Raw genomic sequence first — 26,490 nt, 5'->3', positions numbered from 1 at the left:
GAGTAGAGCTTCCCGCTCGACTAACGACTCTACTCGACGAAAACACGCACGGTAGAGGCACGCCCCAGCGCGTCAATGACAGTCAGTGTCGAATAGCCGCCGCCGTCGGGCAGCCATTGGCTGACGCGGCGGCGCGTCACGTCTGGCAGTGGTTGACCGTTCGCCAACCAGCGGAACGGTGCCCGGCCGCCTTGGAGTTTCAGCGTCAAGGGCATCATCGTCTGGCCGGCGGCGACGCCGAGATCGACGCGCGCTCCCTCCGGCGGGAAGACGATCTGCGGGGCGGCTTCACGGATCGATGTGGAGGGCAGACCGTTCGCCGTCATCGAGAAACGCCGCTGACCGATCGGCAGGTCGGCCTGGGCGAGACGGACGGCGCCGGCCGGTGCCTCCGGCAGCGGAGTGATGGCCACGCCGGCCTTGGCAAACCCTTCAAAGAGGATCGGTGCGGCGGCGCCATAGCCGGTCAGCCCGGGTACAGCGCCATTGTCCGGCCGCCCGACCCAGACGCCGAGCACGTAGCGACCGTCGAAGCCGACCGACCAGGCATCGCGATAGCCATAGCTGGTGCCTGTCTTGTAGGCGATGCCGCGCTGCCGGCTGCCGGCCGGCGGCAGCACACCGGAAAGGATATCGGCGACCTGCCAGGTGGCGACCGTCGAAAGCAGCGGCTCGCCGTCGATCAGTCCCGGCTTGCCCTCGATGCCGTTGCCGAGCCGCACCGGCCAGCCGCGGTTGGCCAGCCCCGCATAGAGCTGAACGAGGTCGCGAAGCGTGATGCCGACACCGCCGAGGCCGATCGCCAATCCCGGCGCCTCGTTCGGCGGCAGCTTCGGCCGCACCTCGGCGCGGCGGAACCGCACCATCAGCCGCGTCGGCCCGACCGCGTCGAGCAGCCGGATTGCCGGCACGTTGAGCGAAAGCTGCAGGGCCTGGCGAATGCTGACATCGCCCTGGTAGCTCATGTCGAAATTGCGCGGCCGATAGCCGAAGAAATCTGCCGGTCGGTCCTCGACGATCGTCTCCTGGCTGACGAGACCCTCCTCGAAGGCAAGCCCGTAGATGAAGGGCTTCAGCGTCGATCCCGGCGAGCGGGTGATCCGCGTCATGTCGATCCAGCCGGAGCGGCTGGCGTCGAAATAATCCGCCGAGCCGACTTCGCCGACGATCTCGCCGGTCCTGGCGTCAGCCATGAGCATCGCGACCGACACTTTCGGCCCCAGCCGTTGAGCACCCTCGCGCGCAACCGTTTCAAGGCCGCGCTGAATGTCGCGGCGCAGCGTCGTCTCGTGCCGAAGCGCCTTCGGGTCCTCGCGGAGCGCGGTTTCGGCCAGGTGCGCCGCATTGGCCGGCAACTGCAGACGGCGGGTCGGTATGGAAGCCATCGCCGCGCGCTCCGCTTCGCCTTCGCCGATGACTTCGGCGACTGCCGCGCGGCCAAGCACCCGTTCTCGTGCGGCGTCGGCGGCCGCAAGGTTGCGGTCCGGCCGTCGCTTCTCCGGCAGTTGCGGCAGGGCGACGAGCAGGGCCGCCTCGCCGATCGAGAGGCGGCGTGGCTCCTTGCCGAACCAGGCAAGGCTTGCGGCGCGTACGCCTTCGAGATTGCCGCCATAGGGGGCATGGGTCAAATAGAGGTCGAGGATCTGCTCCTTGCTGAGGCGCCGTTCGATCTGGATGGCACGGGCGAGTTGCAACAGCTTCGCCGTCAGCGACCGCCGCTCGCGCGGCTCGATCAGTCGCGCCACCTGCATCGAGAGAGTCGAGGCGCCGGACACGATGCGGCCATAGGTGAAGAACTGCAGCGCCGCACGGCCGAGCGCCAGCGGATCGACGCCGTGGTGCTCGCGGAACCGCTGGTCCTCATAGGCGACCAGCATGTCGATGAAGCGCGGATCGACGTCGCCAACCGTCGTCTTCAGTCGCCACAGGCCGTCCGGGGTGGCGAAGGCGCGCAGCAGGTTTCCATCCTTGTCGAGAACTTCGCGTGAGAAGACCTGGGCGCGCTCGAGCGGCGGCGGAAAGGCCCGGTCTGCCCATTCGAGGCCGGCGATGGCTGCGAGGATGGCTATGGCGAAGCCGATTGGCAGCGCGATAAGGGCTGCTGCGCGACGGCGTGCGGGGCGGCGGGACCGATCGGGGTCGGCCACTTCGGCCTTACCCCCCTCTGACCTGCCGGACATCTCCCCCACAAGGGGTGAGATCGGCAAGCGGCTAGCCCTCAGTCCTCGAATTCCGATGGAATTTGGGGATCCATCCATAGCCGCTGAGGATGTCGCAAGTTCGACGGCTGTCGTGGAGCGAGAGGCCGGCACGCCTTTGATGCGCGCACCTACCCGTTCCAGCACCTGCTGTGGCAAACCAACGAAAAGCTTTCGCAGGATCGACATCGCGCGTTCTACTGGGCGGCCAGCACCTCCATGCGTCCGGTCGCGGTGCGGGCCGAGAACTGCGGCCGGTACATGTCCTCGACGCTGGCTGCCGGATGGTCGTAGGTGCCGGGCGTTACGGCGCGGACGACATAGGCAAGGGTGATCTCGCGATTGTCGCCGGTCGACCGGTCGAAGGCCGCGACGAAACGGTCGCTGCGGAACTCGGTGTGCGCCGCCTGGACCTCGCCGATCCATTCGAAATTCGAGAGCTGGGCGCTGTCGACCAGGCTCGGATTGTCGATCTCGAAGCCGGCCGGCAGGAGGTCGGCGATGAGCACGCGGGACGGCCAGTCGTTGGACGCGGTAACCTTGAGCACGACCACATAGCGTTCGTTCTGCCGCGCCTGGCTGACATTCGCCTCGGCGCCGTCGAGCGTGTAGTAGGTGCGCTCGATGGCGAAACCGTCGCCACCGGCCGAGAGCGGTTGGGCGGGAGCCGCGACAGTCGTCACTACGGCGGAGACCGCATCAGCACCGTTGTTGCGGATGACGACCGGGTGTTCGATCAGCGCGTCGCCCGCGATCCGCGCAGCATAGCTGCCGGTGCGGGCGGCGCCGTTGACCTCCAACTTCATATCCTCGTCGCCGCTCTGGACGGCGCGGGCGGCGAGCAGCATCCAGGCCTGTTCCTGGGTGCTGGTGTAACGGGCCTGCTCCCATTCCCGTGCGACGATCTTCGAAAGCTCCGGAATGATCGGCGGCACGGGCCGGCTTTCGGCCGCGAGTGCCAGCACCGCCGCGTCGTCGCGCAGCGACGACCCGTAGTCGGAGCGGGCGAGGCTGACATTGACGAGCCCGGTCGACATGTTGACGGCGGCTGCGAAGATGTCCTGCGACCGTTCGCCATCGCCGTAAAGCGCAAGGGCCGCGGCGATATGCGCCTTGGCAAGCGGCGTCGGGAAATCCCCGAGCAGCGTGTCGGCATAATAGCGAAGATCGCTGATCGCCGCCTTGCGGTTGCGCGCGAGCACGTAGAGCGCATAGGCGATCTCGTTGCCCTGATCCTTGACATTCACCTCGTAGCTCAGTGCGTTCTGCAGGTTCTCGAGCGCCTGGACCAGCGCCTGTTCCGGCACCTCGAATTTCTGCTCGCGCGCCCGGGTCAGGAAGTCGGTGACGTAGGCGTCGAGCCACAGATCGCCGGAGCCGGGGCTCCATAGGCCGAAACTGCCGGAGGAGGACTGGTAGGAAAGGACGCGGTAGATCGCCTCCTGCACGCGCTTCGCCACCTCGCCGTCCTCGGTAAGCCCGGATTGCTTGGAGAGCTCGCTGAGATAGAGCAGCGGCAAGGCGCGGCTCGTCGTCTGCTCGGCGCAGCCATAGGGATAGCGGTCGAGCGACATCAGCAGCGCGGGAATGTCGAAAGCGGCCGAACGGGTCACGCTGACGCTGACCGCGGCGCCCTGCAGCAGGCTGTCGGCAAGCAACTGATCGTCGACGGTCAGGCTGCTGCCAGCCGCGATGCTGACGACCTGGCGTTGGGTGATCGGCAATGCGGCCGGACGAACCGGGACATGCAGTGCTTGCTCCAGCGACAGCCCGGCTGTGTTCGAGAGCGTGACGGTGACGAGGCCACTACCCGGATATTGGCCCGTGAGCGGCAGCGTCACGGCGGATTTGCCTCCGGCTTCGAGCGGCACGGTCTGCGAGGGGCCGGTCTGCTCGACGGTGGCCGGACCGTTGGTGGTGACCTGCAACTGATAGTCGCCGGCTGGTCCATCGGTGTTGGCGATGTCGAGCCTCAGTTCGGCGCGGTCTCCAGGCGCCAGGAACTTCGGCAGGCTGGCGGTGACGACGATCGGGTCGCGGATGACGACGTCCTTCACCGCATGGCCGACGCCGGCCTTCGTCCAGGCGACTGCCATGACGCGCGCCGTGCCGTTGAACTGCGGAATGTCGAAGCGGACATTCGCCATGCCTTCGGCGTCGAGCTTCACCGGCCCGGAGAAGAAGGCGACCAGTTGTTCGGTCGGCGGGCTGCCCTCAAGCGGCATCTGCCCGCCGTCGCCGCCGGTGCGCAGCCGTCCGGTCGCGCCGAGCGAGCCGTCGATGAGGCGGCCGTAGAGGTCGCGGATTTCGAGGCCCAGCCGTCTTTGGCCGAAATACCAGCCGTCCGGGTCGGGGGCCTCATAGCGTGTCAGGTTGAGGATGCCGACATCGACAGCGGCGACCGTGACGTAAGCGTCCTCGTTGGCGCCCGCGCCGCGGACCTGGAGGCTGATATCGAGGGGCTGGCGCGGCTGCGTCTTTTCCGGGGCGTCGAGACTGATTGCAAGCTTGCGGTCGGCCGGGTCGACGGTCAGCCACTTGATGCCGATCGCCCGCATCGGCATGCGGCTTTCCTGGGCCTCGCCGGGTCGATAGAGCGTCGCCGTCACATAGGTGCCGGCACCCCAGTCGGCGGTGACCGGCAGCTCCACTTCGCCACCCGTCTCGGCGATCGTCGCGGTCTTCGTCGCGACCAGGTTCTCCGTACCGACGGTCACCAGCAACTCGCCGGCGAAGCGCGGCGAAACCTTGAGCTTCGCAGTCTCTCCGACCGCGTAATTTTCCTTGTCCAGCGCGATCTCAAGTCCGTCCGGTGTCTCCGTCGAGGTGGCTTCGACATACCAACCGGCATCGAACTCGACGCTGGAGGTCGGGCCATCGGTCGCCGCGGTCTCGATCTCCAGGCGATAGCGACCCCAGCCGACCGGCACAGCTATCTGGGCGCCATTCCCGGTCACGTCGACCGTGCCGTTCGCCACCTGTTTCGTGGAGATGACCGGCTCGTATTTCCAGGCGCTGCCGTCGCGATACCATTGATAATTGCGCTCGACGCTGATCAGCTTCCAGAAGAGGCCGGGCATCGAGACTTTTGCGCCATCCGCATCGATGGCGATGACGTGGAATTTGCCGACCGAGTTTTCGGCGAGCTCGCCGGAAAACTCAGGCTTGATGCCGATCATCGGACCTTCCGGCTTGACCGGCAGCGTCAGGGCACGTTCGACGGCCCGGCCGCCGGCCTCGCGCATCCGCATCGTAACCGTGGCATTGAGCAACTGCGTCGTCGCCGGCACCTCGCCGAGATCGACGGCAAACACCGACTTTCCGTCCTGGTCGAGCGGCTCGAGGCCTTCGAGCGGCACGCGAGAGTCTTCGCTTGCCTCCTCGTCGGCGAGGCCGAAGACATAGCCCTTGAAGGCTTCGCTCTCGCGCGTCGGCTTGACCGCCACGTCGCCCTCAAGCGTCAGGCCGGCGGCTGGCGCGCCATAGAGGAAGCGGCCGTCGACAGCCACCTCAACCGAAGTGCCGACTTCCAATTGTTTCGCTTCGCTCGTCAGGTCGAATTCGGTGCGGTCCGGACCGAAATCATCGACAAGGAACTGCTTCTCGCCGATCGCCGAGCCTTTCGGATCGGTGAAGATCTGCATCGTCCAGGTGCCGCGCATGGCGTTTTCGGGAACGGGCAGATCGAGCGTATGGCCGCCGAGCCTGCCGCCATTGCTGACGAGGCGCCGATCCTCGACACCGTCGGGGCGCAGGAAGACAAAGGTGAGCGGCAGGTTCTCGATTGCCTGGCCGTTCACGTCGCGGGCAAGCGCTGCGGCATGCACCGTCTCGCCGGCCCTGTAGATGCCACGCTCGGTCCATGCATAGATGTCGATCGCGCCGGGCGCGGCGCGGCCGGTAACGCCGCGGTCGGAGAGATCGAAGCCGGCGCGTGTCATGTCGAGGAAGACGTAGTCGTCCTCGCCTTGCCGCGCCGTGATGACCGCCGGCGTCATGCTCGCCGTGCCGCGGATCAGACCGGCAGCAAAGACAGCTCGCCCTTCCGCGTCGGTCGTCGCGGTGCCGAGCACTTCGTTGTTCTTGGCGACCAGTTGCAGTTGGACGTCGGCAATCGGTTTGGCGCTGGCGAGCGAGCGGGTAAAGACGCTGAGCCCGTCGGTTCCGGCATAGGTCGAGATGCCGATATCGGAGACGACGAACCATTGCGTGGCGCGCGCGTCCCATTCCTGGCTGAGCGCGGTGGCGGAAGCGGCCGTCAGCACATAGACGCCCGGCTTGCGCTTCGGCAGTGCCTCATCGACCGGGAAGCTTGTCACCACTTCCTTGTTGAGCTCGGTCTTGATGTCGATGCTGCCCTGCCAGACGAGTTCGCCGCTCTCGTCCTCGATGCGCTCGGCGCTGTAGCCGTCGATCTGGGTGAGGAACTGCGAGCTCGTCAGCAGAGTCGAAATGCTGCGGTCGCCGATGCGATAGAGCTTGAGGTTGGCGCTTTCCGTGTTGACCGAGACGATCGGGATGCCGCGGCGCGCCGTAGACGGCAGCACGAAGCTATCGCCGGTGAAACGCACCATCGGCGCGCGGTCCTTGACATAGATGTCGAGGCTGACCGGGGTCTCGATGACTTCGTCGACGGAAGATGGCAGCCCCTGCCGCAAGACCAGCTTGTAGCGCTGGCCGTGCGAGAGTCCTTCGACGCAGATCTCGCTGCCCTTGGCTTCAACCGCCTTCGGCGCGACGCCGTCGAGCGTCACGAAGGAGGCATAGTCGGGGCCGTTCTTTAGGAGCTGCTCCGACAGCTGTACGCAGGCGCGCGGGCTCGCGCCGTCCGCATCGATCGTGTGGCCGGTGACGCGGAAACCCTGCCGTGCCTTGAGATCGAGATAGGCCGTCTCGACAGTCTTGGCGCGCACGAGCTCGAGGCTTGCCTTGTAGGCCTGGAGCGCGGCTCGATAGTTCTGCAAGTTATCGAGCGCCTGGGCGAGGACGGCGAGCGCATCCGCACGGCTCTGGGTCGTCCTCGTCAACTGATAGCCGTTGAGCGCGGCGAGGGCCGCCTCGCTCGCAGGATCCGTGCCGCCGCTGAACCGGTTGGCGGTTCTGGCCGTCTCCAACCACAAATTCCCGTCGTCAGGGGTGATCGCCAGCGCGCCGCGCAACGCCTTGAGCGCCGCCACGAAGTTGCCAGCCGTCAACTCGCGACGTCCCGTTTCGATCAAGCCGTTGACGCCGAAGCCCTGTTGATCGTCGGCCAGGGCGAGGCCCGCCTTGACGTCGCGCGCCTGCTGCAGGAAGTCGTCGGAAATGAAGGAGAGGCGGGGCGGGGCGCCGAGATCCGGTTCGCCCGTGGCGGTCTCGACGACCTTCCCGGCGATCGCGCCCTTGAACATGTTCAACTGGTTGAAGTCTGACTTGAGGAAACACCACTTCACCTTTGGATTGTAGGTGAAGGCCTTGCAGGCGCGGTCGGCAATGCAGCTCGCCTGGCATTCGTCGAGCGAGACATCCTGTTCGGTGCGCAGGTCGAAGCCGAAATAATCGGCGTCATTGGTGACCTCGACCTTGCGGTCGGCTTCGGCCGCTGCAGCCGGCGAACCGATGGAAAGAAGCGTTACGAGAAGGGTGGTAAGGGCGAGAAACGCGCGCATCGACAAAGTCCTCCCAACGCTGCCCGCTTCGAGTGAGCAACACTCTTTCAACCTTCGAAGAGCGTTGTCAACAATGAGCTTTGCAACCAGAGGGATTCGTCGGGGAAGTTCAGGTGCACGCTGGCGCGAAGGCGCCCATCGCGCCGGTATAGGCCTTGGGCAGCGGCGCGGCATAGGTGCCGCGCTTGCTGGTCATCAGCCCCTGTGCCACCAGTGCTTCGGCCTGTTTGACGGCCGCCGAGACGCCGTCGATGACCGGTACGCCATATTCGCGCTGCAGCGTTTGGGCGAGATCGGCCATGCCGGCGCAGCCAAGCACGATCGCCTCGGCGCCGTCCTCTTGCAGGGCCCGTTCGATCTGGCGCTCGAGCTTGACGAGCGCACCCGAGGCCTTGTCCTCGAGTTCGAGAACCGGGATGTCGGCGGCGCGAACCTTTGCCCGATTGCCCATGCCGTAATGGCGTACAAGATTCTCGATCAGGACGCGTGAGCGCTCGAGCGTCGTAACCACGGTGAAGCGCTGCGCGAGAAGCGCTGCCGTCATCACTGCGGATTCGCAAAGTCCGAGCACCGGTACGTTGGCGAGCGTTCGGGCGGCCTCCAGCCCCGTGTCGTCGAAGCAGGCAATGATCGCCGCGTCCGCACCGGCTGCTTCTCCCTCGCGGATTTCCATGAGCAGGCCGGGAACGGCAATCGCGCCGTCGTAGTGCCCCTCGATCGAGGCCGGTCCGCCCCTTGACGTGGCGGCGATGATTTCGGTGCCGTGCCCGGCGACCGCCCGTGCCGCTGCGGTTGCCTTCTCGGTCATCGAGACGGTGGTGTTAGGATTGACGATGAGAATGCGCATGGATGTCAGCTTGTCCTTGCCTGGCGGCGCCGGAGCACGAGGATGACGGCGAGTGCCGCGAGGATGATGGTGAAGGAGAAGAGCGTCGTGACCGTGCCGAGCGCATAGAGCACCGGCGTCGTCACGTTGGTCGTCATGCCGTAGATTTCCAGCGGCAGGGTGTTGTAGGTGCCGGAGGTCATCAGCGTACGGGCGAACTCGTCATAGGAGAGGGTGAAGCCGAAGAGACCGACGCCGATCAGGCTCGGTGCGATCATCGGCAGCACGACGTGGCGAAAGGTCTGCCAGGCGGTGGCGCCAAGGTCGCGGGCGGCCTCCTCATAGGCGGGAGAGAAGCGATTGAAGACGGCGAACATGATCAGCACGCCGAAGGGCAGCGTCCAAGTCAGATGCGCGCCGAAACCGGAGGAATACCAGGCCAGCTTCAACCCGAATTGCTGGAAGACGACGCCGATGCCGAGCGAGATGATGATCGACGGCACGACGAGGCTTGCGACGGTCATGTAGAAAAGCGCCGTCGAGCCGCGGAACCGATGACGAAAGGCGAGGCCCGCCAGAAGCGCCACGATGACGTTCACCACCATCACCATCAGCCCGAGCGTGAAGGAGCGGCGGAACGAGGCGCCGAAATCGCCAACCGCCTGCTTCTCGAAAAGGTTGTAGAACCAATGCAGCGAAACGCCGTTCAGCGGGAAGGTGAGGCCGCCGTCCGGCCCCTGGAAGGAGAGCATCAGGACGGCCGAGAGTGGGCCATAGAGGAACAGCACGAACAGCGCGAAGAAGGCTGCGAGCACATAGAATTCCTTGCCGCGTCTTTCGTGGTTCATGTCAGAGCTCCTTGCGGATATCGACGACCCGGAGGATCGCCGCGACCATCAGCAGCACCACGATGAGCAACACGACCGCGTTGGCGGCAGCGGCCGGATATTGCAGCAGCGACATCTGGTTCTTCATCATCAGCGCGACCGATGCGCTCTGGCCGCCGGACATCACCTGCACGGTCGAGAAATCGGCCATCACCAGCGTCACGACGAAGATCGAGCCGATCGCCATTCCGGGTTTTGCGAGCGGCAGGACGACATTCCAGAGCACCTGCCAGCCGCTCGCGCCGCAATCGCGCGCCGCCTCGATCAGCGCGCGGTCGATACGCATCAGCGTGTTGAAGATCGGCGTCACCATGAACAGCGTGTTGAGATGCACCAGGGCGAGCACGACGGCGAAATCGGAATAGAGCAGCCATTCGATCGGCTGCGGAATGATGCCGAGTTCGGTCAGAGTGGAGTTGACGAGGCCGTTGCGGCCAAGGACCGGGATCCAGGAAATCATCCGGATGATGTTCGAGGTCAGGAACGGCACGGTGCAGACGAGGAAGAGCACCATCTGCATCGTCGTCGTGCGGATGTGGAAGGCAAGGAAATAGGCGACCCAGAAGCCGATGACGAGCGTCAGCGCCCAGGTCATGGCGGTGAACTTCAGCGTGTTGAGATAGGTCTTCCAGGTGACCCGGGAGCCGAGCGTGTCGGTATAGTTCATCGTCAGAAAGTCGGGATAGAGCCCCGCGAAATCGTAGTCCCAGAAGCTGACGACGAGAATGGTGAGGATCGGCAGGATGAAGAAGAAGCCGAGGATCAGCAGGAGGGGGGTGGCCTGGAGGTAGGATATGGCGCGAAGCGGCGACCGAAGGCCGCGGCTTCGCGCTCGCCCGCTCGTCTCGTTTGCTTCTGTGGAAGCGATCGTTGCCATCTGCCATCCTTCAGGACATTTCGGAAATCTCTATTGGAGAGGAGCCGAAAGACCCCTCCTCAACCCTCCCCACAAGGGGGAGGGAGCTTTTGATCCGCGCCCTCTCCGGACTCCCTCCCCCTTGTGGGGAGGGTTGGGGAGGGGACGGCGGTAGCGCACTAGCGGCGCGGCTTACGCCGCGATGAACTCGTTCCAGCGGCGGACCATGTAGCGGTCCTCGTCCATCACCGAGTTCCAGCAGGCGACCTTGCCCATGCGCTCCTGGAAGGAGCCGCCGTCGCGCACGGCGCCGGCCTTTTCCATGACCTTGCCTTCCGGCGAGAGGATGTCTCCCTTGGCTGGCTTGCCTTCGACCCAGAAGCCCCATTCGTCTTCCGACATGTGCGCCTTGGCGGTCTCCATCGCGGCCGAGTAATAGCCCTGGCGATTGAGGTAGGCGCCGACCCAGCCGGAGAGATACCAGTTGATATATTCATAGGCCGCGTCGAGCTGCGCACCCTGGAGGTGGGCGGCAAGGCCGAGGCCGCCGCCCCAGGCGCGATAACCCTCTTTCAGCGGCTGGTACTTGCAGGCGATGCCCTTGGAACGCACGGCGGCGACGGCCGGCGACCACATGGACTGGATGACGACTTCGCCGGAGGCCATGAGGTTGACGCTCTCGTCGAAGGACTTCCAGAAGGCGCGGAACTGGCCGTCCTGCTTGGCCTTGATGAGGAAATCGATCGTTGCGTCGATCTCGTCCGTCGTCATGTTACCCTTGTCGGCATATTTGATATTGCCTAAGGCCTCCATGATCATGGCCGCGTCCATGATGCCGATCGACGGAATGTTGAGGATCGCCGTCTTGCCCTTGAAGGCCGGGTCCATGATGTCGGCCCAGGTGGTGATCTCGCGTCCGACGAGGTCCGGGCGGATGCCGAGCGTGTCGGCATTGTAGATGGTCGGGATGAGCGTCATCCACTGTGTCGGCTCCTTGGCGAAGCTCTTGGCGTCTTGCGCCTCGACGAAGCCGACGGTGTGCGGCGCGGTGCCCTGGGCGACGACGCTCTCCGGCTTCAGCTTGCCGTTGATGAAGAGGGGCACGATCTTGTCGTAGTATTTGATCTTCGAGACATCCATCGGCTGCATGACGCCGGACGGGAAGACCTTCTTGGCGATCCAGTATTCGATGTCGGCGACGTCGTAGGAGTCCGGCTGGGTAACGGCACGCTGGGCGGCGGCGTCGGAATCGGTCGCGGTCATTTCCAGCGTGATTCCGAGGTCTTCCTTGCACTTCTCCGCGATCGCGTTGATGTTCGAAACGCCGGTGCCGAACTGGCGGAGCGTGATCGGGTTCTGTGCCCAGATGGTCGGGAAACCGGTAATGGCGCCCGAGCCGGCAATGGCGCCGGCGGCGGCCGCCCCGGTCTTCAGGAGCGTGCGCCGCGATATGCCTTTTGCGGACGTGGCAGTCTTTGTTTCACTGGTCATGCTGTCGTTCCCCTTTTTGGTGGTGCTTAAGACGGTTCTTTGCAGGATCGGGCGATGCTTGCTTCTTCTGATCCTGCTTCAGGCTGAAAGGCGGCCGAGAGGGATCACGTCTTCCAAGGCCCAGCTCAAGGACAGCGCGTCGCCGGTCGACACGGGTTTCCTGAAGTAGTCGGCATCGGAGACGACCGCGGTGAAGTCGTCGCTGCCGGCTCCGACGACGGTGATCTTCACCGAGGCGCCGCGGTATTCGACGTTCGCGACGACCCCCTGGAAGCCGAGCGACCTTTCCGAGGCGGGCTCGAGACGCACACGATCGGTGCGGATGCCGATGTCGACCGGTTTGCCGATTTCTTGCGCGATGTCGCGTACCGAAAAGGTCTGACCTTCCGGCACCGTCAGCGTGGCGATGCCGCCATCGATCGATGTGACGCGGCCGGACAGCACGTTGTGGTCGCCCATGAAGCGTGCGACGAAGGCGGTCGCCGGCTTTTCGAATACGGTGCGCGGTGCTGCCGCCTGCTCGATCCGGCCGTCGTTCATGATGACGATCAGATCGGCGAGCGCCATGGCCTCTTCCTGGCTGTGCGTCACATGCACGAAGGTGATGCCGAGTGTCTTCTGCAGCTTCTTGAGCTCGGCGCGCATCCGGATCTTGAGGAATGGATCGAGCGCGGACAGCGGCTCGTCGAGCAGCAGGGCTTCCGGATCGGTGATGAGCGCCCGGGCGAGCGCGACGCGCTGCTGCTGGCCGCCGGAAAGCTGCGCCGGACAGCGTGCGGCATAGGCCTCCATCTGCATCAACGTCAGCATTTCCAGAGCCTTGGCCCGGCGCTCCTCTTTCTCGACGCCTTTCATCTTCAGGCTGAAGGCGACGTTGTCGATGAGGTCGAGATGCGGAAACAGCGCGTAGGACTGGAACATCATCGCCGTGCCGCGTTTGGCGGGCGGAAAATCGGTGACGACGACATTGCCGAGGCGGATATCGCCGGAGGAGATGCTCTCGTGTCCGGCGATCATTCGCAGCGTCGAGGTCTTGCCGCAGCCAGAGGGGCCGAGAAAGCAGCAGTAGCTGCCGGCCGAAATCTTCAGGCTGATGGCATGGACGGCGGTCGTCGTGCCATAGACCTTGGAAACGGAAGCGATATCGATTTCTGCTGCTTTGGACATGCCCGCTTTCTCCTTGCCCCGGAGACGAAGCATCAAGCGTGCCAGTTCGCTAAGTGGCTGATTTTGCGGCAAAGTGCTTGAAGGCCGCCAGGCCGTCAGCCAGCGACGCCAGGTTGGATGCATATTTTATAGGCGTTTGTGCTCAAATATTGCCTATTATTGTATACAATATCGCGCTTTGATTGAGGGCAGAAAGCGGTTAACGTCTGCCGTAACCAATTTCGGTCCCGTTCGGATTCGCAGCCTCATGACGCCAGCCAATCTTGCCCCGGCGGAAAGCGCCATCGATATCGACGCCCAGCAGATTCGCGACGCAATCCGCGATGCGATCGTCGAGCGACGCCTCGCTCCCGGAACGAAGCTTTCCGAAACCGACGTCGGCAGCCTTTTCAAGGTAAGCCGGACCCTCGTTCGCGCCGCCCTTCAGGCTCTCTCATATGAAGGGCTCATCAGTGTCGAGAAGAATCGCGGCGCCTTTGTTGCCTCTCCCTCGGTGGCCGAGGCACAGCAGATCTTCGCGACACGGCGACTGCTGGAGCCGGTCATCTTGCGCGAGGCGGCGCCTCATATCGGTAAAACGCAGGTCACGGAGCTCAGGGCGCTGCTTGCGGAGGAGGAGCGGCTGACCAACCAGCGCGGCGCGCCGGCTCGCCGCGCAGAAATCAAGGCCTCCGGCGATTTTCACCTGGCGGTCGCCGCCATGAGCGGCAATGCCATTCTGAAGCGCTTCATGGATGAACTCGTCGCCCGCTCCTCGCTCGTGATCGCGCTTTACGGGCAGTCGGTCATCTCGAGCTGCGGGCACAGCGAACATCAACAGATCGTCGACGCCTTGGAAACAAAAGACGTCGCGACCGCCTGCGCGCTGATGCTCCAGCACATCGATCATATCGAGGCGGATCTCGATCTCCGGCCGGCAAGGAAAGGCAGCGATCTGAAAGACGCCTTTCATCTGTGAAGCCATGGGGTCGTTGTAGAAGCATGAGGCTGTGGGTACCAACTCGCGCCGGTATTCGCAGAAGCGTTGCGGCCGGTTTTGCTTGTCGCAAGCCTCGGTATGGCGGGTGGAAGCACGCTGCGCGCCGTCGAGCACCTCTTGCAGATTGAGCACAGTTTGTGATATTTCCAACAAACTTTGTTGCGCAGGAGCTGCCTGGGCCGCGCCACTTTACCCGTCGTGCTATCCGGAAGAGCAATGGCCAATCGCAAGGCTACCCGTATCATCGCATTGGCCGAGGCGCTTTCGGCGCGGCGCGTACTGCATCTCAAGGATGCCGCCGCCCTTCTCGGCGTGTCGGAGATGACCGTCCGCCGCGACATTGCCAACAACCCCGGCCTTTTCGGATATCTCGGTGGCCATATCGTTCCGGCCGCCGATATCGAGGCCGATGCGCCCTATGATCTCGCCCGCGAGGCCGACAGTCACGCGGCAGCGAAGCGCGAGGCCTGCGCCCATGCGGCCCGGCACATCCGTCCCGACGAGGCGATCTTCATCGACTGCGGCACGACGCTCGAGTATCTCGTCGATCTGGTGCCGGAAAATTATTCAATTACGGCAGTATGTTATTCGCTGAACGTGGCCGACCGCCTGACCCGCAGGCCCAATGTTCGCATCGTCATGCTTGGCGGCGTCTACCATCCGTCTTCGGCTTCGTTCTCGGGCAATTCCGGTCTCGAGACGCTCGATCATCTTGGCATCAACGTCGCCTTCCTGTCGGCTGCCGGCGTCGATCCCGTCCGTGGGGCGACGTGCGTTCATTTTCATGAAGTGCCCGTGAAGCAAAAGGTGATTTCTCTCGCGCGCGAGAATTACCTCGTGGTGGACAACAGCAAGATCGGCAGACTGAAGCCCGCCTTCTTTGCGCCGCTCGCCGCCTTCCGGGCGGTGATAACGGAAGACGGAGAGGCGGTGCTTCCGGCGCTTGAGGCGCCGACGCGATAAATATGATAATCTCGCCGCTTCGTCCGGTGCCGTCGCTTGACACCCGGTAGTCTTGATGGAATGATAACAAAAATAGATAGAAAAATAACATGTCGCGGGCTGATCTGCAGCGGCCGGCAGGGAGAAATCGAGGAGTAGTCGCTTGAAAGACCTTGCTGTGAAGGCGGGGGCGGTTTCTGCCCAACCCGCTGGCGCCGGTCATAACTGGCCGCGCAACGACGGTGTCGATCTCGACCTTTCCTGGGTGCTCGACCAGCGCGTCAATCTTTCCGCCGCCGAGCGGCGGGTCGCAACGCTGCCGGGCCGCCGGACCGTGAAGAAGGATGCGCAGGCCGCCTGGCTCTTGAAGGCGGTCACCTGCATCGATCTGACGACGCTCAACGGCGACGATACGACGGAGCGCGTCAAGCGACTCTGCGCCAAGGCGCGCCGGCCGGTGCGCCAGGATATTCTTGACGCTCTGGGGATGGGTGATCGCGACATCACGACAGGGGCGATCTGCGTCTATCACCGTTTCGTCTCGACGGCGGTCGAGGCGCTCGCGGGCTCCGGTATCCCGGTCGCCGCGGTTTCCACCGGCTTTCCGGCCGGTCTCGCGCCGCACGACGTCAAGCTCAAGGAAATCGAGGCCTCGGTCGCCGACGGCGCCAAGGAAATCGACATCGTCATTACCCGTGAGCACGTGCTGACCGGCAACTGGCAGGCACTCTATGACGAGATGCGCGATTTCCGCGACGCTTGCGGCGATGCACATGTGAAGGCGATCCTCGCGACCGGCGACCTCAAGACGCTCCGCAATGTCGCCCGCGCCTCGCTCGTCTGCATGATGGCGGGTGCCGACTTCATCAAGACCTCGACCGGCAAGGAGGGCGTCAACGCGACGCTGCTCGTCACCCTCGTCATGCTGAGGATGATCCGCGCCTACCAGGAGCGCACCGGCGTCAAGGTCGGCTACAAGCCCGCCGGCGGCATCTCGGCGGCGAAGGACGTGCTGAACTACCAGTTCCTGATGAAGGAAGAACTCGGCCGCGAATGGCTGGAGCCGGATCTCTTCCGCATCGGGGCATCGAGCCTGCTGGCGGATATCGAGCGCCAGCTCGAACATCATGTCAGCGGCGCCTATTCGGCCCTCAACAGACACCCGATTGGATAATCCGATGAGCGTCGCCAGGTTTTTCGACGAAATGTCCTACGGCCCCGCACCCGAGGGCGATGCCGAAGCTCGCGCCTGGATCGCCCGCCACAACGGCGAGTTCGGCCACTTCATCAACGGCGGCTTCGTCGCTTCCAAGTCCGGAAAGACATTCGACAGCTTCGAGCCGGCGACCGGCGGACTGCTGGCGAAGATCGCGCTCGGCGGCCGCGAGGATGTCAACGCCGCCGTGGCCGCGGCCCGCAAGGCGCAAGGTCCCTGGGCGAAGCTCTCCGGCCATGCCCGGGCCCGCCATCTCTATGCGCTGGCACGCATGATCCAGCGCCACGCCCGGCTGATCGCCGTGGTCGAGGCGCTCGACAACGGCAAGCCGATCCGCGAGACGCGCGACATCGACATTCCGCTGGCCGCTCGCCATTTCTACCACCATGCCGGCTGGGCGCAGCTCCAGGAAACGGAATTTGCCGATCAAGTGCCGGTCGGCGTCGTCGGCCAGGTCATCCCCTGGAACTTCCCCTTCCTGATGCTCGCCTGGAAAGTGGCCCCGGCGCTGGCGCTCGGCAACACCGTCATTCTGAAGCCTGCGGAATTCACGCCGCTGACGGCGCTGCTTTTCGCCGAGCTTTCCGCGGCAGCCGGATTGCCGCCGGGCGTCCTGAACGTGGTGACCGGCGAGGGTGAGACCGGTGCGCGGATCGTCGAGCACGACGACATCGACAAGATCGCCTTTACCGGCTCGACCGAGGTCGGCCGGCTGATCCGCGAAAAGACCGCCGGCACCGGCAAGTCGCTGACGCTGGAGCTCGGCGGCAAGTCTCCCTTCATCGTCTTCGACGACGCCGATATCGACGCGGCGGTCGAAGGCGTGGTCGACGCGATCTGGTTCAATCAGGGCCAGGTCTGCTGCGCCGGCTCGCGCGTGCTCGTTCAGGAAGGCGTGGCGCCGCGGTTTCACGAGCGCCTGAAGCGGCGCATGGGGACGCTCAGGGTCGGCCATCCGCTCGACAAGGCGATCGACATGGCGGCGATCGTCGCACCGGTGCAATTGCAGCGCATCGAGAGCCTCGTCAGTCAGGGTGTGACGGAAGGGGCCGCACTTTACCAGCCGCCGATCGAACTGCCCAAGGGCGGCAGTTTCTATCCGCCGACGCTGCTGACTGCCGTGCAGCCTACCTCTGTCGTCGCGACGGAGGAAATCTTCGGGCCGGTCGCCGTTTCGATGACCTTCCGCACGCCGGAAGAGGCAATCCAGCTCGCCAACCACTCTCGCTACGGCCTTGCCGCCAGCGTCTGGAGCGAGACGATCGGCCTCGCCCTGCATGTCGCCGCCAAGCTTGCCGCCGGCGTCGTCTGGGTCAATGCCACCAATCTCTTCGACGCCTCGAGCGGCTTCGGCGGAAAACGCGAATCCGGCTTCGGCCGGGAAGGCGGGCGTGAGGGTTGCTACGAATATCTGAAGCCGAAGGCATGGGTCGGGCGCAAGCTTCGGGCGGAACCGAGTGTGCCGGCTCTCAAACCGGTTCCGAGCGATTTCGCCATGCCGTCGCTCGATCGCACCGCGAAGCTCTTCATTGGCGGCAAGCAGGCACGGCCGGACGGAAACTACTCGCGACAAATTCTGTCGCCGAAAGGCAAGGTGCTTGGCGAAGTCGGCGAGGGCAACCGCAAGGATATCCGCAACGCCGTCGTCGCGGCGCAGGCTGCATCGGCCTGGTCTTCGGCGACGACGCACAATCGCGCGCAGATCCTCTATTACATTGCCGAGAACCTGAGCGGCCGGGCGGCGGAGTTCGCCGACCGCATCGCGGCCATGACAGGCGTCTCGGCGGCCAACGCGAGGGCCGAGGTGGAGGCCTCGATCGCCCGCCTCTTCAGCTATGGCGCCTGGGCGGACAAATACGAGGGCGTCGTGCACCTGCCGCCGTTGCGCGGCGTCGCGCTCGCCATGCCGGAGCCGCAGGGCGTCGTCGGGGTGATCTGCCCGCCCGAGTCACCGCTGCTCGGTTTCGTTAGCCTTGTCGCGCCGCTGATCGCCGTCGGCAACCGCGTCGTCGTGGTTCCGAGCGAGCCGCACCCGCTTGCTGCTACGGATTTCTATTCGGTGCTCGAAACGTCCGACGTTCCGGCCGGCGTCGTCAACATCGTCACCGGGCAGGCGACGGAACTTGCCAAGACGCTTGCTGCCCACAACGACGTCGACGCACTCTGGGCCTTCGGCACGGCGGAACTCTCGGCGCTCGTCGAGAAGCTGTCGGTCGGCAATCTGAAGCGCACGTTCGTAGACTACGGCAAGGCGATCGACTGGTGCGACCGTTCGGCGGCCGAAGGCCAGCCGTTCCTGCGACGCGCCGTCGACGTCAAGAACATCTGGATCCCCTACGGCGAGTAGGGGACCGGGCATGCCGTCGGGCGGGAGCCGGTCGGCGTGGAGAAGGCTTTTGCGAAGTTGAATGATAGTCGCTAGCGGCGTCATGCCGCGTCGCGGCGGTCGAATGGGTGGTTTGGAGGAGGACTGACATGCTCAAGAATATCGACCCGGCCCTGAATGCGGATGTGCTGCACGCGCTCCGGTCCATGGGGCACGGTGACACGCTGGTGATATCCGACACCAACTTCCCATCCGACGCGATCGCTCGGCAGACCCGGCTCGGCAAGCTCCTCCATATCGACAATGTCTCCGCCGCACGCGCCATAAGGGCCGTGCTTTCGGTCCTGCCGCTCGACACGCCGCTCCAGCCGTCGGCCGGACGCATGGAAATCATGGGCGCGCCGGACGAAATTCCGGCCGTTCAGCGGGAAGTCCAGGCCGAGATCGATCGCGCCGAGGGCAAGCCGGCGCCGATGTACGGCATCGAGCGCTTCGCTTTCTATGAGGAGGCAAAGAAGGCCTATTGCGTCATCACCACCGGCGAGACGCGATTCTACGGCTGCTTCCTATTCACCAAGGGGGTCATTCCACCGGAATCCGACTGAAACGCCCTACCAGCAGCTTTTTGAGGGAGGAGGCTTAGCATGAAGACGGGTGTTTCGATCCTCGGGATCTTCGTGGCCGATACGGCCTATCTCGCGTCCCGCATGCCGCGGATCGGCGAGACGATCACCGGCAGCGGTTTCTCCGTCGGACCGGGAGGCAAGGGCTCGAACCAGGCGGTAGCGGCGGCGCGGGCCGGCAGCCAAGTGTCGTTCATCTCGCGGCTCGGACGCGACACCTTCGGCGAGATGGCGCTGAAGACCTATGCCGAGGCCGGTGTGACGCCGAAGATCGTGCAGATGGACGATTTGCCGACGGGGGCGGCCTTCATCTATGTCAACGACGAGAACGGCGAGAACGCCATCATCGTCTATCCCGGCGCTGCCGGCTCGATCGACATCGAAGACGTGGAGGCGGCGCGTGAAACGATCGAGAATTCGCGTGTCTTCGTGACCCAGCTCGAACAGCCGGCCGCCGCTGCCGAACGGGCGCTCCAAATTGCCCATGCGGCCCGCGTCACCACGGTGTTCAACCCGGCCCCGGCCGAACCTTTTCCGGAAACGATCTATCCGCTCTGCGACTATATCGTCCCGAACGAAACGGAAGGGGCCGCGCTCGTCGGCTTTGCCCTGCCGACGCCCGATGACGCTCGACGGGCCGGCGACGAGCTCTTGAGGAAGGGTGCGAAGACGGCGCTGATAACGCTTGGCGAGCGCGGCGTGCTCTACCACACGGACAATCAGTCGGTGCTGGTGCCTGCGGTTGCCAGCGGCCCGGTGATCGACACGACCGGTGCGGGGGACGCTTTCGTCGGCGGCTTTTCGGCCGCGCTGGCACGCGGGCTGGAACCCGTAGAAGCGGTGCGGTTCGGTTGCGCGACGGCGGGCATTGCCGTCACCCGCCGCGGCACGGCTCCGGCGATGCCGAAGCTCGAGGAGATCGAGGCGCTACTCTCACGGGGAGCGGCGGCATGACGCGCAACGACCCGATCAAGCATTTCTTCATCTGGCCGGCCTTGATCATCGTTCTGTTGATTTCGATCTTTCCGCTTGTCTATTCGCTGACGACGAGTTTCATGAGCATGCGGCTGGTACCGCCGATGCCGGCCCGCTTCGTCGGCTTCGGCAACTATGCCGATCTGCTTTCTAACCCGCGCTTCTGGCACGTTGCCGGAACGACGACGCTGATCGCCTTCGTTTCTGTCGGGCTGCAATATGTGATCGGCCTGTCGGTGGCGCTGGCGCTGAATTCCCGCGTGCCGGGCGAGGGGATCTTTCGCGTCGGATTTCTGCTGCCGATGCTCGTTGCGCCGGTCGCCGTCGCGCTCGTCGCGCGCCAGATCCTCAATCCGACCATGGGGCCGTTGAACGAGTTCATGACGCTCTTCGGCTTTCCCAACCTGCCGTTTCTAACCCGGACGAACTGGGCGCTCGGCTCGATCATCGCGGTCGAGGTCTGGCAGTGGACGCCTTTCGTCATCCTCATGCTGCTCGCGGGGCTGCAAACCCTGCCAGACGACGTCTACGAGGCTGCGGCGCTCGAGAACGCCACCCCCTGGCAGCAATTTCGCGACATTACCTTTCCGATGCTGCTGCCGATCTCGACGGCGGTGGTCTTCATCCGACTGATCGAGAGCTACAAGATCATGGACACGGTCTTTGTCATGACGGGCGGCGGACCGGGCGTGTCGACGGAAACGTTGACGCTGTTCGCCTATCAGGAGGGCTTCAAGAAGTTCAACCTCGGCTATACGTCGGCGCTGTCCTTCCTTTTCCTGACATTCATCACGGTGATCGGCCTCGTCTATCTGGCGGTGCTCAAGCCCTATCTGGAGAAGCACAAATGAGCGTGCGAACTCTTCAGGGAAATCGGCGCTGGCTGGCGCTCGGCGGCTGCCTTCTCTGGCTCGCCTTCACTCTGTTCCCGCTCTATTGGGTGGCGATCACATCGTTCAAGACGCCGCTTGCCGTCGTCGGCGGGCCGACCTACCTGCCGTTCGTCGATTTCGAGCCGACGCTGACGGCCTGGAACGAACTGTCTCCGGCGAGCGCGGCGCCTTCTACAACACCTTCATCGCCTCGCTGATCGTCAGCCTTTCGGCTGCGGTGCTCGCAACCTTCATCGGCGCCATGGCCGCCTACGCGCTCGTTCGCTTCACCTTTCGCTTCCGGCTGCTCTCGGCCCTTATCTTCGTGGTTGTCGCTTTCGGCGGTTTCCTGCTGGGGCGAAACGTGCTCGGCTTCGGCCAGGGGATTTCGCTCATTTATTCGTTCATCGCGGCGCTGGCGCTCGCGGTGATCTCCAGCCGATTCCGTCTGCCGGGGCCGGAACTCGGCAACAACGACATCGTCTTCTGGTTCGTCAGCCAGCGCATGTTTCCGCCGATCGTTGCCGCCTTCGCGCTCTATCTCATGTACACGGAAGTCGGAAAGCTCGGCTTCAAGCTCGTCGACAGCTATATCGGCCTGACCTTCGCCTATATCGCCTTCTCGCTGCCGATCGTCGTCTGGCTGATGCGCGACTTCTTCGAGGCCTTGCCGATCGAGGTGGAAGAGGCGGCGATGGTCGACAACGTTCCGACCTGGCGCATCTTCTTCGGCATCGTGCTGCCGATGTCCAAGCCGGGCCTGATCGCGACCTTCATGATCACGCTCGCCTTCGTCTGGAACGAGTTCCTCTTCGCGCTCTTCCTGACGAGTTCCAAATGGCAGACGCTGCCGATCCTGGTTGCCGGACAAAACAGCCAGCGCGGCGACGAATGGTGGTCCATCTCGGCCGCGGCACTCGTGGCGATCATCCCGATGATGGTCATGGCCGGAATCTTGAGCAGGTTGATGCGGTCGGGCCTACTTCTCGGAGCCATCAAATGACTGCGTGCTTTTTCTAAATTTGGCAAGGTTCACTCAAAGGGAGGAAAAAATGAGGAAACTTCTGCTCGCATCGACTGCCGCCGGCCTGCTGGCCGCTGCGGCCAGTGGAACGGCCTTTGCCTGTGACCCGGACTTCACCGGCGTGGAACTGACCGCCACCACTCAGACCGGCCCGTATATCGCTTCGGCGCTGCAGATTGCCGCCAAGGGCTGGGAGGAAAAAACCTGCGGCAAGGTGAAAGTCGTCGAGTTTCCCTGGTCGGAGCTTTATCCGAAGATCGTCACCTCATTGACCGCCGGTGAGGATGCCTTCGACGTCATCGCCTTCGCACCGGCCTGGGCGCCGGATTTCACCGACTTCCTCGCCGAAATGCCGGCGGAGATGCGGCAGGGTTCCGCCTGGGAAGACATCGCGCCGGTCTATCGTGAACAGTTGATGGTGTGGAACGGCAAGGTCCTGTCGCAGACCATGGACGGCGATGCCCATACCTACACCTATCGCATCGACCTGTTCGAGAACGCCGACAACCAGAAGGCCTTCAAGGAGAAATACGGCTACGACCTGGCGCCAGCCAAGACCTGGAAAGAGTATCTCGACATCGCCGAGTTCTTCAACCAGCCGGCGAACAACCTTTGGGGTACGGCCGAAGCCTTCCGCCGTGGCGGGCAGCAGTTCTGGTTCCTGTTCAGCCACGTGGCCGGCTACACGAGCCATCCGGACAATCCGGGCGGCATGTTCTTCGATCCGGATACGATGGATGCGCAGGTCAACAATCCGGGCTGGGTGCGGGGCCTAGAGGAGTATATCCGCGCCTCGAAGCTCGCGCCGCCAAATGCGCTCAACTTCTCCTTCGGTGAGGTGAACGCCGCTTTTGCCGGCGGACAGGTGGCCGAATCGATCGGTTGGGGCGATACCGGTGTCATTGCCGCCGACCCGAAGCAGTCGAAGGTTGCCGGCAAGGTGGGCTCAGCGCCGCTGCCCGGCGCTGACGAGATCTACAACTACAAGACCAAGAAGTGGGACAAGTTCGATCAGGTCGTGCAGACTTCCTTCATGGCCTTCGGCGGCTGGCAGGCGGCCGTGCCCAGCTCGTCGACGAAGCAGGAAGCTGCCTGGAACTATATCCAATACCTGACGAGCCCCGAGGTCTCGGCGCAGGCGGCGATTACCGGCGGCACGGGCGTCAATCCGTACCGCCTTTCGCACACCACCAATCTCGAACTCTGGTCGAAGATCTTCTCCGATCGCGAGGCGAAGGAATATCTCGGCGCGCAGAAGGAAGCGGTCACCGCCAAGAACATCGCCCTCGACATGCGTCTGCCCGGTTACTTCTCCTATACGGAGGTGCTCGAGATCGAGCTCTCCAAGGCGCTTGCCGGCGAAGTGACGCCACAGCAGGCGCTCGATACAGTGGCCGAGCAATGGAACAAGCTGACCGACGAGTTCGGTCGTGACAAGCAGCTTGCCGCCTATCGCTCGTCGATGGGCCTGCCGCAGAAGTAATCATCGAGGCCCGCTCCGGTCACGCGGAGCGGGCCTCGCATGGCGCCCGGCAGCCGGCGCTTCCTTTTCGCAGTGCATTCCCCGCTTTGGCCATGGGGATCGAGAAAGGCATTCGAATGTCGCAGGTTCGCCTGGAGCAAGTTACCAAATCTTTCGGCAGCGTTACGGTCATTCCGCCGCTCGATCTTTCGATCGCCGATCGCGAGTTCGTCGTTCTCGTCGGTCCGTCCGGCTGCGGCAAGACAACGACGCTTAGAATGATCGCCGGTTTGGAGAGCGCGACTTCGGGCACGATCCGGATCGGCGAACGGACTGTCGCCGGGAACATAGGCTATGGCATGAAGGTTCGCGGCACCTCGAAGAGCGACATCGAAAAATCCGTGGCGGAAGCCGCCCGCATTCTGAACCTCGGCGCCTATCTCAACCGCAAGCCTAGCGCGCTCTCCGGCGGCCAACGGCAGCGCGTCGCGATCGGCCGGGCGATCGTCCGTCAGCCGGACGTTTTCCTTTTCGACGAGCCGCTGTCGAACCTCGATGCAAAGCTCAGAATCGAGATGCGCACCGAGATCAAGCTGCTGCACCGGCGGCTGCAGACGACCGCCGTCTACGTGACGCACGACCAGGTCGAGGCGATGACCATGGCGGACCGCGTCGTGGTGATGAACCAGGGGCGGATCGAACAGGCTGCCGATCCGATCACCCTTTATGAAGCGCCTGCCAATCTCTTCGTTGCCGCCTTCATCGGCGCACCGAGCATGAATTTCATCGAAGGCGTCCTCGAACGCGGCGACGCAGGCCTGACGTTCCGCGCGCCCGGCGATGTCGCCTTTCCGCTTGCGGATGAGATGGCGCGGAAGCTTGGCGCCCATATCGGCGAGGCGGTCGTGCTCGGCATTCGGCCGGAGCACACGATTGCCACCGATGCAGGTCTCCCGAAGATCAAGCTGAAAGTCCGCGATATCGAGCCGCTCGGTCCCCACACACTCGTTCTCGGAAAAGTCGGGTCGGCCGCCTTCACCGCCCAGGTGCATGCCGCCTCACGCATTTCGCCGGACGATGTCATCGAAGTGCCGATCGACATCGGGAAGGTACATTTCTTCCTGAAGGCGACGGGAGAAGCCGTCGGGCGTTGAAGTGCGGCCGACACCAGCTGTGCCGGCGCACGGGCCGCAAGTGGCCGAAGATCGACGTTGACCACCATGGCCGAATCCCGAATTTGCTGGAATATTGGCTTCGCTGCAGTGGATGAGGGAGCGTCGATGGCCGAGCTCAGAGTGAAGACGAGGCAGACGGGTGCGACCGCGGTCGTCGGGCGGACCGGCTTCCCGCAGCTGGCTTCGGTGACCGGCGGTGCGCTCGACATCGTCACCGGCCCATCGCAGCCCGGCTTCGGTCCGCTCGACCTTCTCTACGCATCGCTGGCAAGCTGTCTGGTGCTCAGTGCGCGCATTGCCGCCAGCCGCTTCGGCGTGCTCGACAGGCTCGTCGAAGTCTCCGCCAGGGTGACCGGTGAAAAAGCGCAGGATGAACCGTCGCGCGTTGCACGCTTCAATATCGAGTTCGTTATTAGAGGCGATTTTGACGATGCAGTGCGGCATGCGATCGCCGAAGCAGCGGAAGAGGACATCTGCACGATAAGCAATACGCTGCGCGGCAATCCGGAATTTTCCAGCAAAATCTCCGGTTAACCTAGAGGGGAATAACGACCCGATGACATCGCGTCCGGCCTATCATTTCAATTCTATCATCGTCCGAGAGCCGTCGCGCTCCGTCGTAGACGGCTTGCGCGCCGAGGATCGCGGCAGCCCGACCTATGAGGGCGTCAAGGCAGAGCATGACGCCTATCTCACGGCAATGCGCGAAGCCGGCGTCAAGGCAACGGTGTTGCCGCCGCTCGAAGGCTTCCCGGACTCGATCTTCGTCGAGGATCCGGCGCTGGTCTTCACCGAAGGTGCGATCGTCCTGCGCCCAGGTGCGGCGACGCGTGTCCAGGAAACCGAGGAAATCGCGCCGACGCTGCGCGAGATGTTCGAAACGGTCATCGATCTGCCGGCGGGCTACGCCGACGGCGGCGACGTGCTGACGACGCGGGAGAGCGTGATGATTGGCCTTTCGGCCCGCACCGACAGGGCGGGGCCGAGGCGCTGCGAGCCTGCCTCGACAAACTTGGCCGCAAGAGCCACGTCGTCGCGACGCCGGAGGGCGTTCTCCACTTCAAAACCGATTGCTCTCTGCTTGACGACGAAACGATCCTCTCCACCAATCGCCTGGCGCGCTTCGGCGTTTTCAAGACGTTCAGGCAGATGATCATCCCGGAAGGCGAGGAGCCGGCCGCCAATGCGTTGCGCGTCAACGACGTGGTGATGGTCGGCGCCGATTTCCCGCGCACGATCGAGATGCTCGACAAGGCCGGCTACAACGTCGTGCCCTTGAAGACGACCGAGATCGGCAAGATCGATGCCGGGCTTTCCTGCATGTCGCTGCGGTGGTTCGACTGCGGACAAGCCGGTTGAATCCGTGCCGCACAGGCGGCGAAGAACACCGGATCGAGCGCCGCGTGTATGGCAGCGGTTCTGCGCTAGAATCTGGCTTGAAGGGAAGCTGCCCGCATGCAACCATGGCGACCCGAGGGCTGATCGCCGCCTGAAGCGCGTAATAGAGGACTGGATGCCCGCCTCGGTCGACATGGTGAGGTCTTCCATCCGACATGACGGTCATGAGAGGGTGTCATTTCGCGCCCCTCAGCGGGCATCCAACGAATTTTTGGACAGTCTGTCAGAAGCGCGCGGCAGACGAGGCCGCTGGTTGTTCGGCTATGCGCGACCTGACTATCGTTCGTGGCGCGGGATCGGCGCGAATTACCCGGAAGTTATCTCTTATCTGGAACTCGGAATGAGGTAACAGGTGCGCTGTCCAGAGGTCGAAAATCAGCTTCGAAAGTAGAACTCTCACGAGCCTGTTCTAGGAGTCCTGCCGC

Annotated in this window: 17 protein-coding genes and 2 pseudogenes; 12 read left to right on the top strand and 7 right to left on the bottom strand. The window is 63.9% G+C overall.

The window, feature by feature from the left end:
* Positions 1-29: 29 nt before the first annotated feature.
* The 7 genes from pbpC to N181_RS01705 form a co-directional block, all read right to left on the bottom strand.
* A complete protein-coding gene (gene pbpC / locus N181_RS01735) occupies positions 30-2,180 on the bottom strand; it encodes a penicillin-binding protein 1C (protein WP_060563219.1) in 2,151 nt (716 codons plus the stop codon).
* 215 nt (positions 2,181-2,395) lie between these two features.
* Entirely contained in the window at positions 2,396-7,846 is a 5,451-nt protein-coding gene (locus N181_RS01730) for an alpha-2-macroglobulin family protein (protein ID WP_060563214.1), read from the bottom strand.
* Between the two features lie 109 nt (positions 7,847-7,955).
* Positions 7,956-8,693 (bottom strand): aspartate/glutamate racemase family protein, encoded by a 738-nt coding sequence (locus tag N181_RS01725; RefSeq protein ID WP_037430396.1) that lies wholly within the window; start codon positions 8,691-8,693, stop codon positions 7,956-7,958.
* A 5-nt stretch (positions 8,694-8,698) separates the two neighbouring features.
* Positions 8,699-9,520, bottom strand: a complete 822-nt coding sequence (locus N181_RS01720) for an ABC transporter permease (RefSeq protein WP_060563213.1) — start codon at positions 9,518-9,520, stop codon at positions 8,699-8,701.
* A gap of 1 nt (position 9,521) precedes the next feature.
* Positions 9,522-10,436, bottom strand: a complete 915-nt coding sequence (locus N181_RS01715; protein ID WP_037430400.1) for an ABC transporter permease — start codon at positions 10,434-10,436, stop codon at positions 9,522-9,524.
* Between the two features lie 171 nt (positions 10,437-10,607).
* Entirely contained in the window at positions 10,608-11,906 is a 1,299-nt protein-coding gene (locus N181_RS01710; RefSeq protein WP_060563212.1) for an ABC transporter substrate-binding protein, read from the bottom strand.
* A 78-nt stretch (positions 11,907-11,984) separates the two neighbouring features.
* Positions 11,985-13,073: an ABC transporter ATP-binding protein gene (locus N181_RS01705; RefSeq protein ID WP_037430417.1), complete on the bottom strand. Its 1,089-nt coding sequence runs from the start codon at positions 13,071-13,073 to the stop codon at positions 11,985-11,987.
* 247 nt (positions 13,074-13,320) lie between these two features.
* Between N181_RS01705 and N181_RS01700 the strand changes: the two genes are divergently transcribed.
* The 12 genes and pseudogenes from N181_RS01700 to N181_RS01645 all read left to right on the top strand — a co-directional run bounded on the left by N181_RS01700 (position 13,321) and on the right by N181_RS01645 (position 26,026).
* Positions 13,321-14,031 (top strand): GntR family transcriptional regulator, encoded by a 711-nt coding sequence (locus N181_RS01700; RefSeq protein ID WP_060563211.1) that lies wholly within the window; start codon positions 13,321-13,323, stop codon positions 14,029-14,031.
* Between the two features lie 237 nt (positions 14,032-14,268).
* Positions 14,269-15,015 (top strand): DeoR family transcriptional regulator, encoded by a 747-nt coding sequence (locus N181_RS01695; RefSeq protein WP_037430424.1) that lies wholly within the window; start codon positions 14,269-14,271, stop codon positions 15,013-15,015.
* A 142-nt stretch (positions 15,016-15,157) separates the two neighbouring features.
* Positions 15,158-16,168: a deoxyribose-phosphate aldolase gene (gene deoC / locus N181_RS01690; protein ID WP_037435464.1), complete on the top strand. Its 1,011-nt coding sequence runs from the start codon at positions 15,158-15,160 to the stop codon at positions 16,166-16,168.
* 4 nt (positions 16,169-16,172) lie between these two features.
* Positions 16,173-18,557 (top strand): aldehyde dehydrogenase family protein, encoded by a 2,385-nt coding sequence (locus tag N181_RS01685; RefSeq protein ID WP_037430430.1) that lies wholly within the window; start codon positions 16,173-16,175, stop codon positions 18,555-18,557.
* Positions 18,558-18,685: 128 nt separating this feature from the next.
* Positions 18,686-19,141 (top strand): RbsD/FucU family protein, encoded by a 456-nt coding sequence (locus N181_RS01680; protein WP_037430433.1) that lies wholly within the window; start codon positions 18,686-18,688, stop codon positions 19,139-19,141.
* Between the two features lie 39 nt (positions 19,142-19,180).
* Positions 19,181-20,113 carry a ribokinase gene (gene rbsK / locus N181_RS01675; protein WP_037435467.1) on the top strand — a complete coding sequence of 311 codons (933 nt, stop codon included), beginning with the start codon at positions 19,181-19,183 and terminating at the stop codon, positions 20,111-20,113.
* Positions 20,110-20,985: a carbohydrate ABC transporter permease gene (locus tag N181_RS01670; protein ID WP_037430436.1), complete on the top strand. Its 876-nt coding sequence runs from the start codon at positions 20,110-20,112 to the stop codon at positions 20,983-20,985. Before rbsK ends, N181_RS01670 begins: the two co-directional genes overlap by 4 nt.
* Positions 20,982-22,009 (top strand): annotated as a pseudogene (locus tag N181_RS01665) (carbohydrate ABC transporter permease). The gene N181_RS01670 and the pseudogene N181_RS01665 overlap by 4 nt, the downstream one beginning before the upstream one ends.
* Before the next feature lie 49 nt (positions 22,010-22,058).
* Entirely contained in the window at positions 22,059-23,513 is a 1,455-nt protein-coding gene (locus tag N181_RS01660; protein ID WP_037430438.1) for an extracellular solute-binding protein, read from the top strand.
* Between the two features lie 116 nt (positions 23,514-23,629).
* Positions 23,630-24,646, top strand: coding sequence for an ABC transporter ATP-binding protein (locus N181_RS01655; RefSeq protein ID WP_060563210.1), 1,017 nt, complete (start codon positions 23,630-23,632; stop codon positions 24,644-24,646).
* A 126-nt stretch (positions 24,647-24,772) separates the two neighbouring features.
* A complete protein-coding gene (locus tag N181_RS01650) occupies positions 24,773-25,201 on the top strand; it encodes an OsmC family protein (protein ID WP_037430441.1) in 429 nt (142 codons plus the stop codon).
* A 22-nt stretch (positions 25,202-25,223) separates the two neighbouring features.
* Positions 25,224-26,026, top strand: a pseudogene (locus N181_RS01645) (arginine deiminase family protein).
* The last annotated feature ends 464 nt before the right edge of the window (positions 26,027-26,490 follow it).

Origin of the sequence: Sinorhizobium fredii USDA 205, assembly GCF_001461695.1 — a bacterium.
Classification (GTDB): Bacteria; Pseudomonadota; Alphaproteobacteria; order Rhizobiales; family Rhizobiaceae; genus Sinorhizobium; species Sinorhizobium fredii.
Note: the sequence above shows the minus strand (reverse complement) of the source record. Positions and strands in the feature narration are given on the sequence as shown.

Excerpts from the sequence above, each read along its gene's own strand:
- pbpC (WP_060563219.1), bottom strand. The coding sequence starts at position 2,180 with ATGTCCGGCAGGTCAGAGGGGGGTAAGGCCGAAGTGGCCGACCCCGAT.
- N181_RS01730 (WP_060563214.1), bottom strand. The coding sequence starts at position 7,846 with ATGCGCGCGTTTCTCGCCCTTACCACCCTTCTCGTAACGCTTCTTTCC.
- N181_RS01725 (WP_037430396.1), bottom strand. The coding sequence starts at position 8,693 with ATGCGCATTCTCATCGTCAATCCTAACACCACCGTCTCGATGACCGAG.
- N181_RS01720 (WP_060563213.1), bottom strand. The coding sequence starts at position 9,520 with ATGAACCACGAAAGACGCGGCAAGGAATTCTATGTGCTCGCAGCCTTC.
- N181_RS01715 (WP_037430400.1), bottom strand. The coding sequence starts at position 10,436 with ATGGCAACGATCGCTTCCACAGAAGCAAACGAGACGAGCGGGCGAGCG.
- N181_RS01710 (WP_060563212.1), bottom strand. The coding sequence starts at position 11,906 with ATGACCAGTGAAACAAAGACTGCCACGTCCGCAAAAGGCATATCGCGG.
- N181_RS01705 (WP_037430417.1), bottom strand. The coding sequence starts at position 13,073 with ATGTCCAAAGCAGCAGAAATCGATATCGCTTCCGTTTCCAAGGTCTAT.
- N181_RS01700 (WP_060563211.1), top strand. The coding sequence starts at position 13,321 with ATGACGCCAGCCAATCTTGCCCCGGCGGAAAGCGCCATCGATATCGAC.
- N181_RS01695 (WP_037430424.1), top strand. The coding sequence starts at position 14,269 with ATGGCCAATCGCAAGGCTACCCGTATCATCGCATTGGCCGAGGCGCTT.
- N181_RS01685 (WP_037430430.1), top strand. The coding sequence starts at position 16,173 with ATGAGCGTCGCCAGGTTTTTCGACGAAATGTCCTACGGCCCCGCACCC.
- N181_RS01680 (WP_037430433.1), top strand. The coding sequence starts at position 18,686 with ATGCTCAAGAATATCGACCCGGCCCTGAATGCGGATGTGCTGCACGCG.
- rbsK (WP_037435467.1), top strand. The coding sequence starts at position 19,181 with ATGAAGACGGGTGTTTCGATCCTCGGGATCTTCGTGGCCGATACGGCC.
- N181_RS01670 (WP_037430436.1), top strand. The coding sequence starts at position 20,110 with ATGACGCGCAACGACCCGATCAAGCATTTCTTCATCTGGCCGGCCTTG.
- N181_RS01660 (WP_037430438.1), top strand. The coding sequence starts at position 22,059 with ATGAGGAAACTTCTGCTCGCATCGACTGCCGCCGGCCTGCTGGCCGCT.
- N181_RS01655 (WP_060563210.1), top strand. The coding sequence starts at position 23,630 with ATGTCGCAGGTTCGCCTGGAGCAAGTTACCAAATCTTTCGGCAGCGTT.
- N181_RS01650 (WP_037430441.1), top strand. The coding sequence starts at position 24,773 with ATGGCCGAGCTCAGAGTGAAGACGAGGCAGACGGGTGCGACCGCGGTC.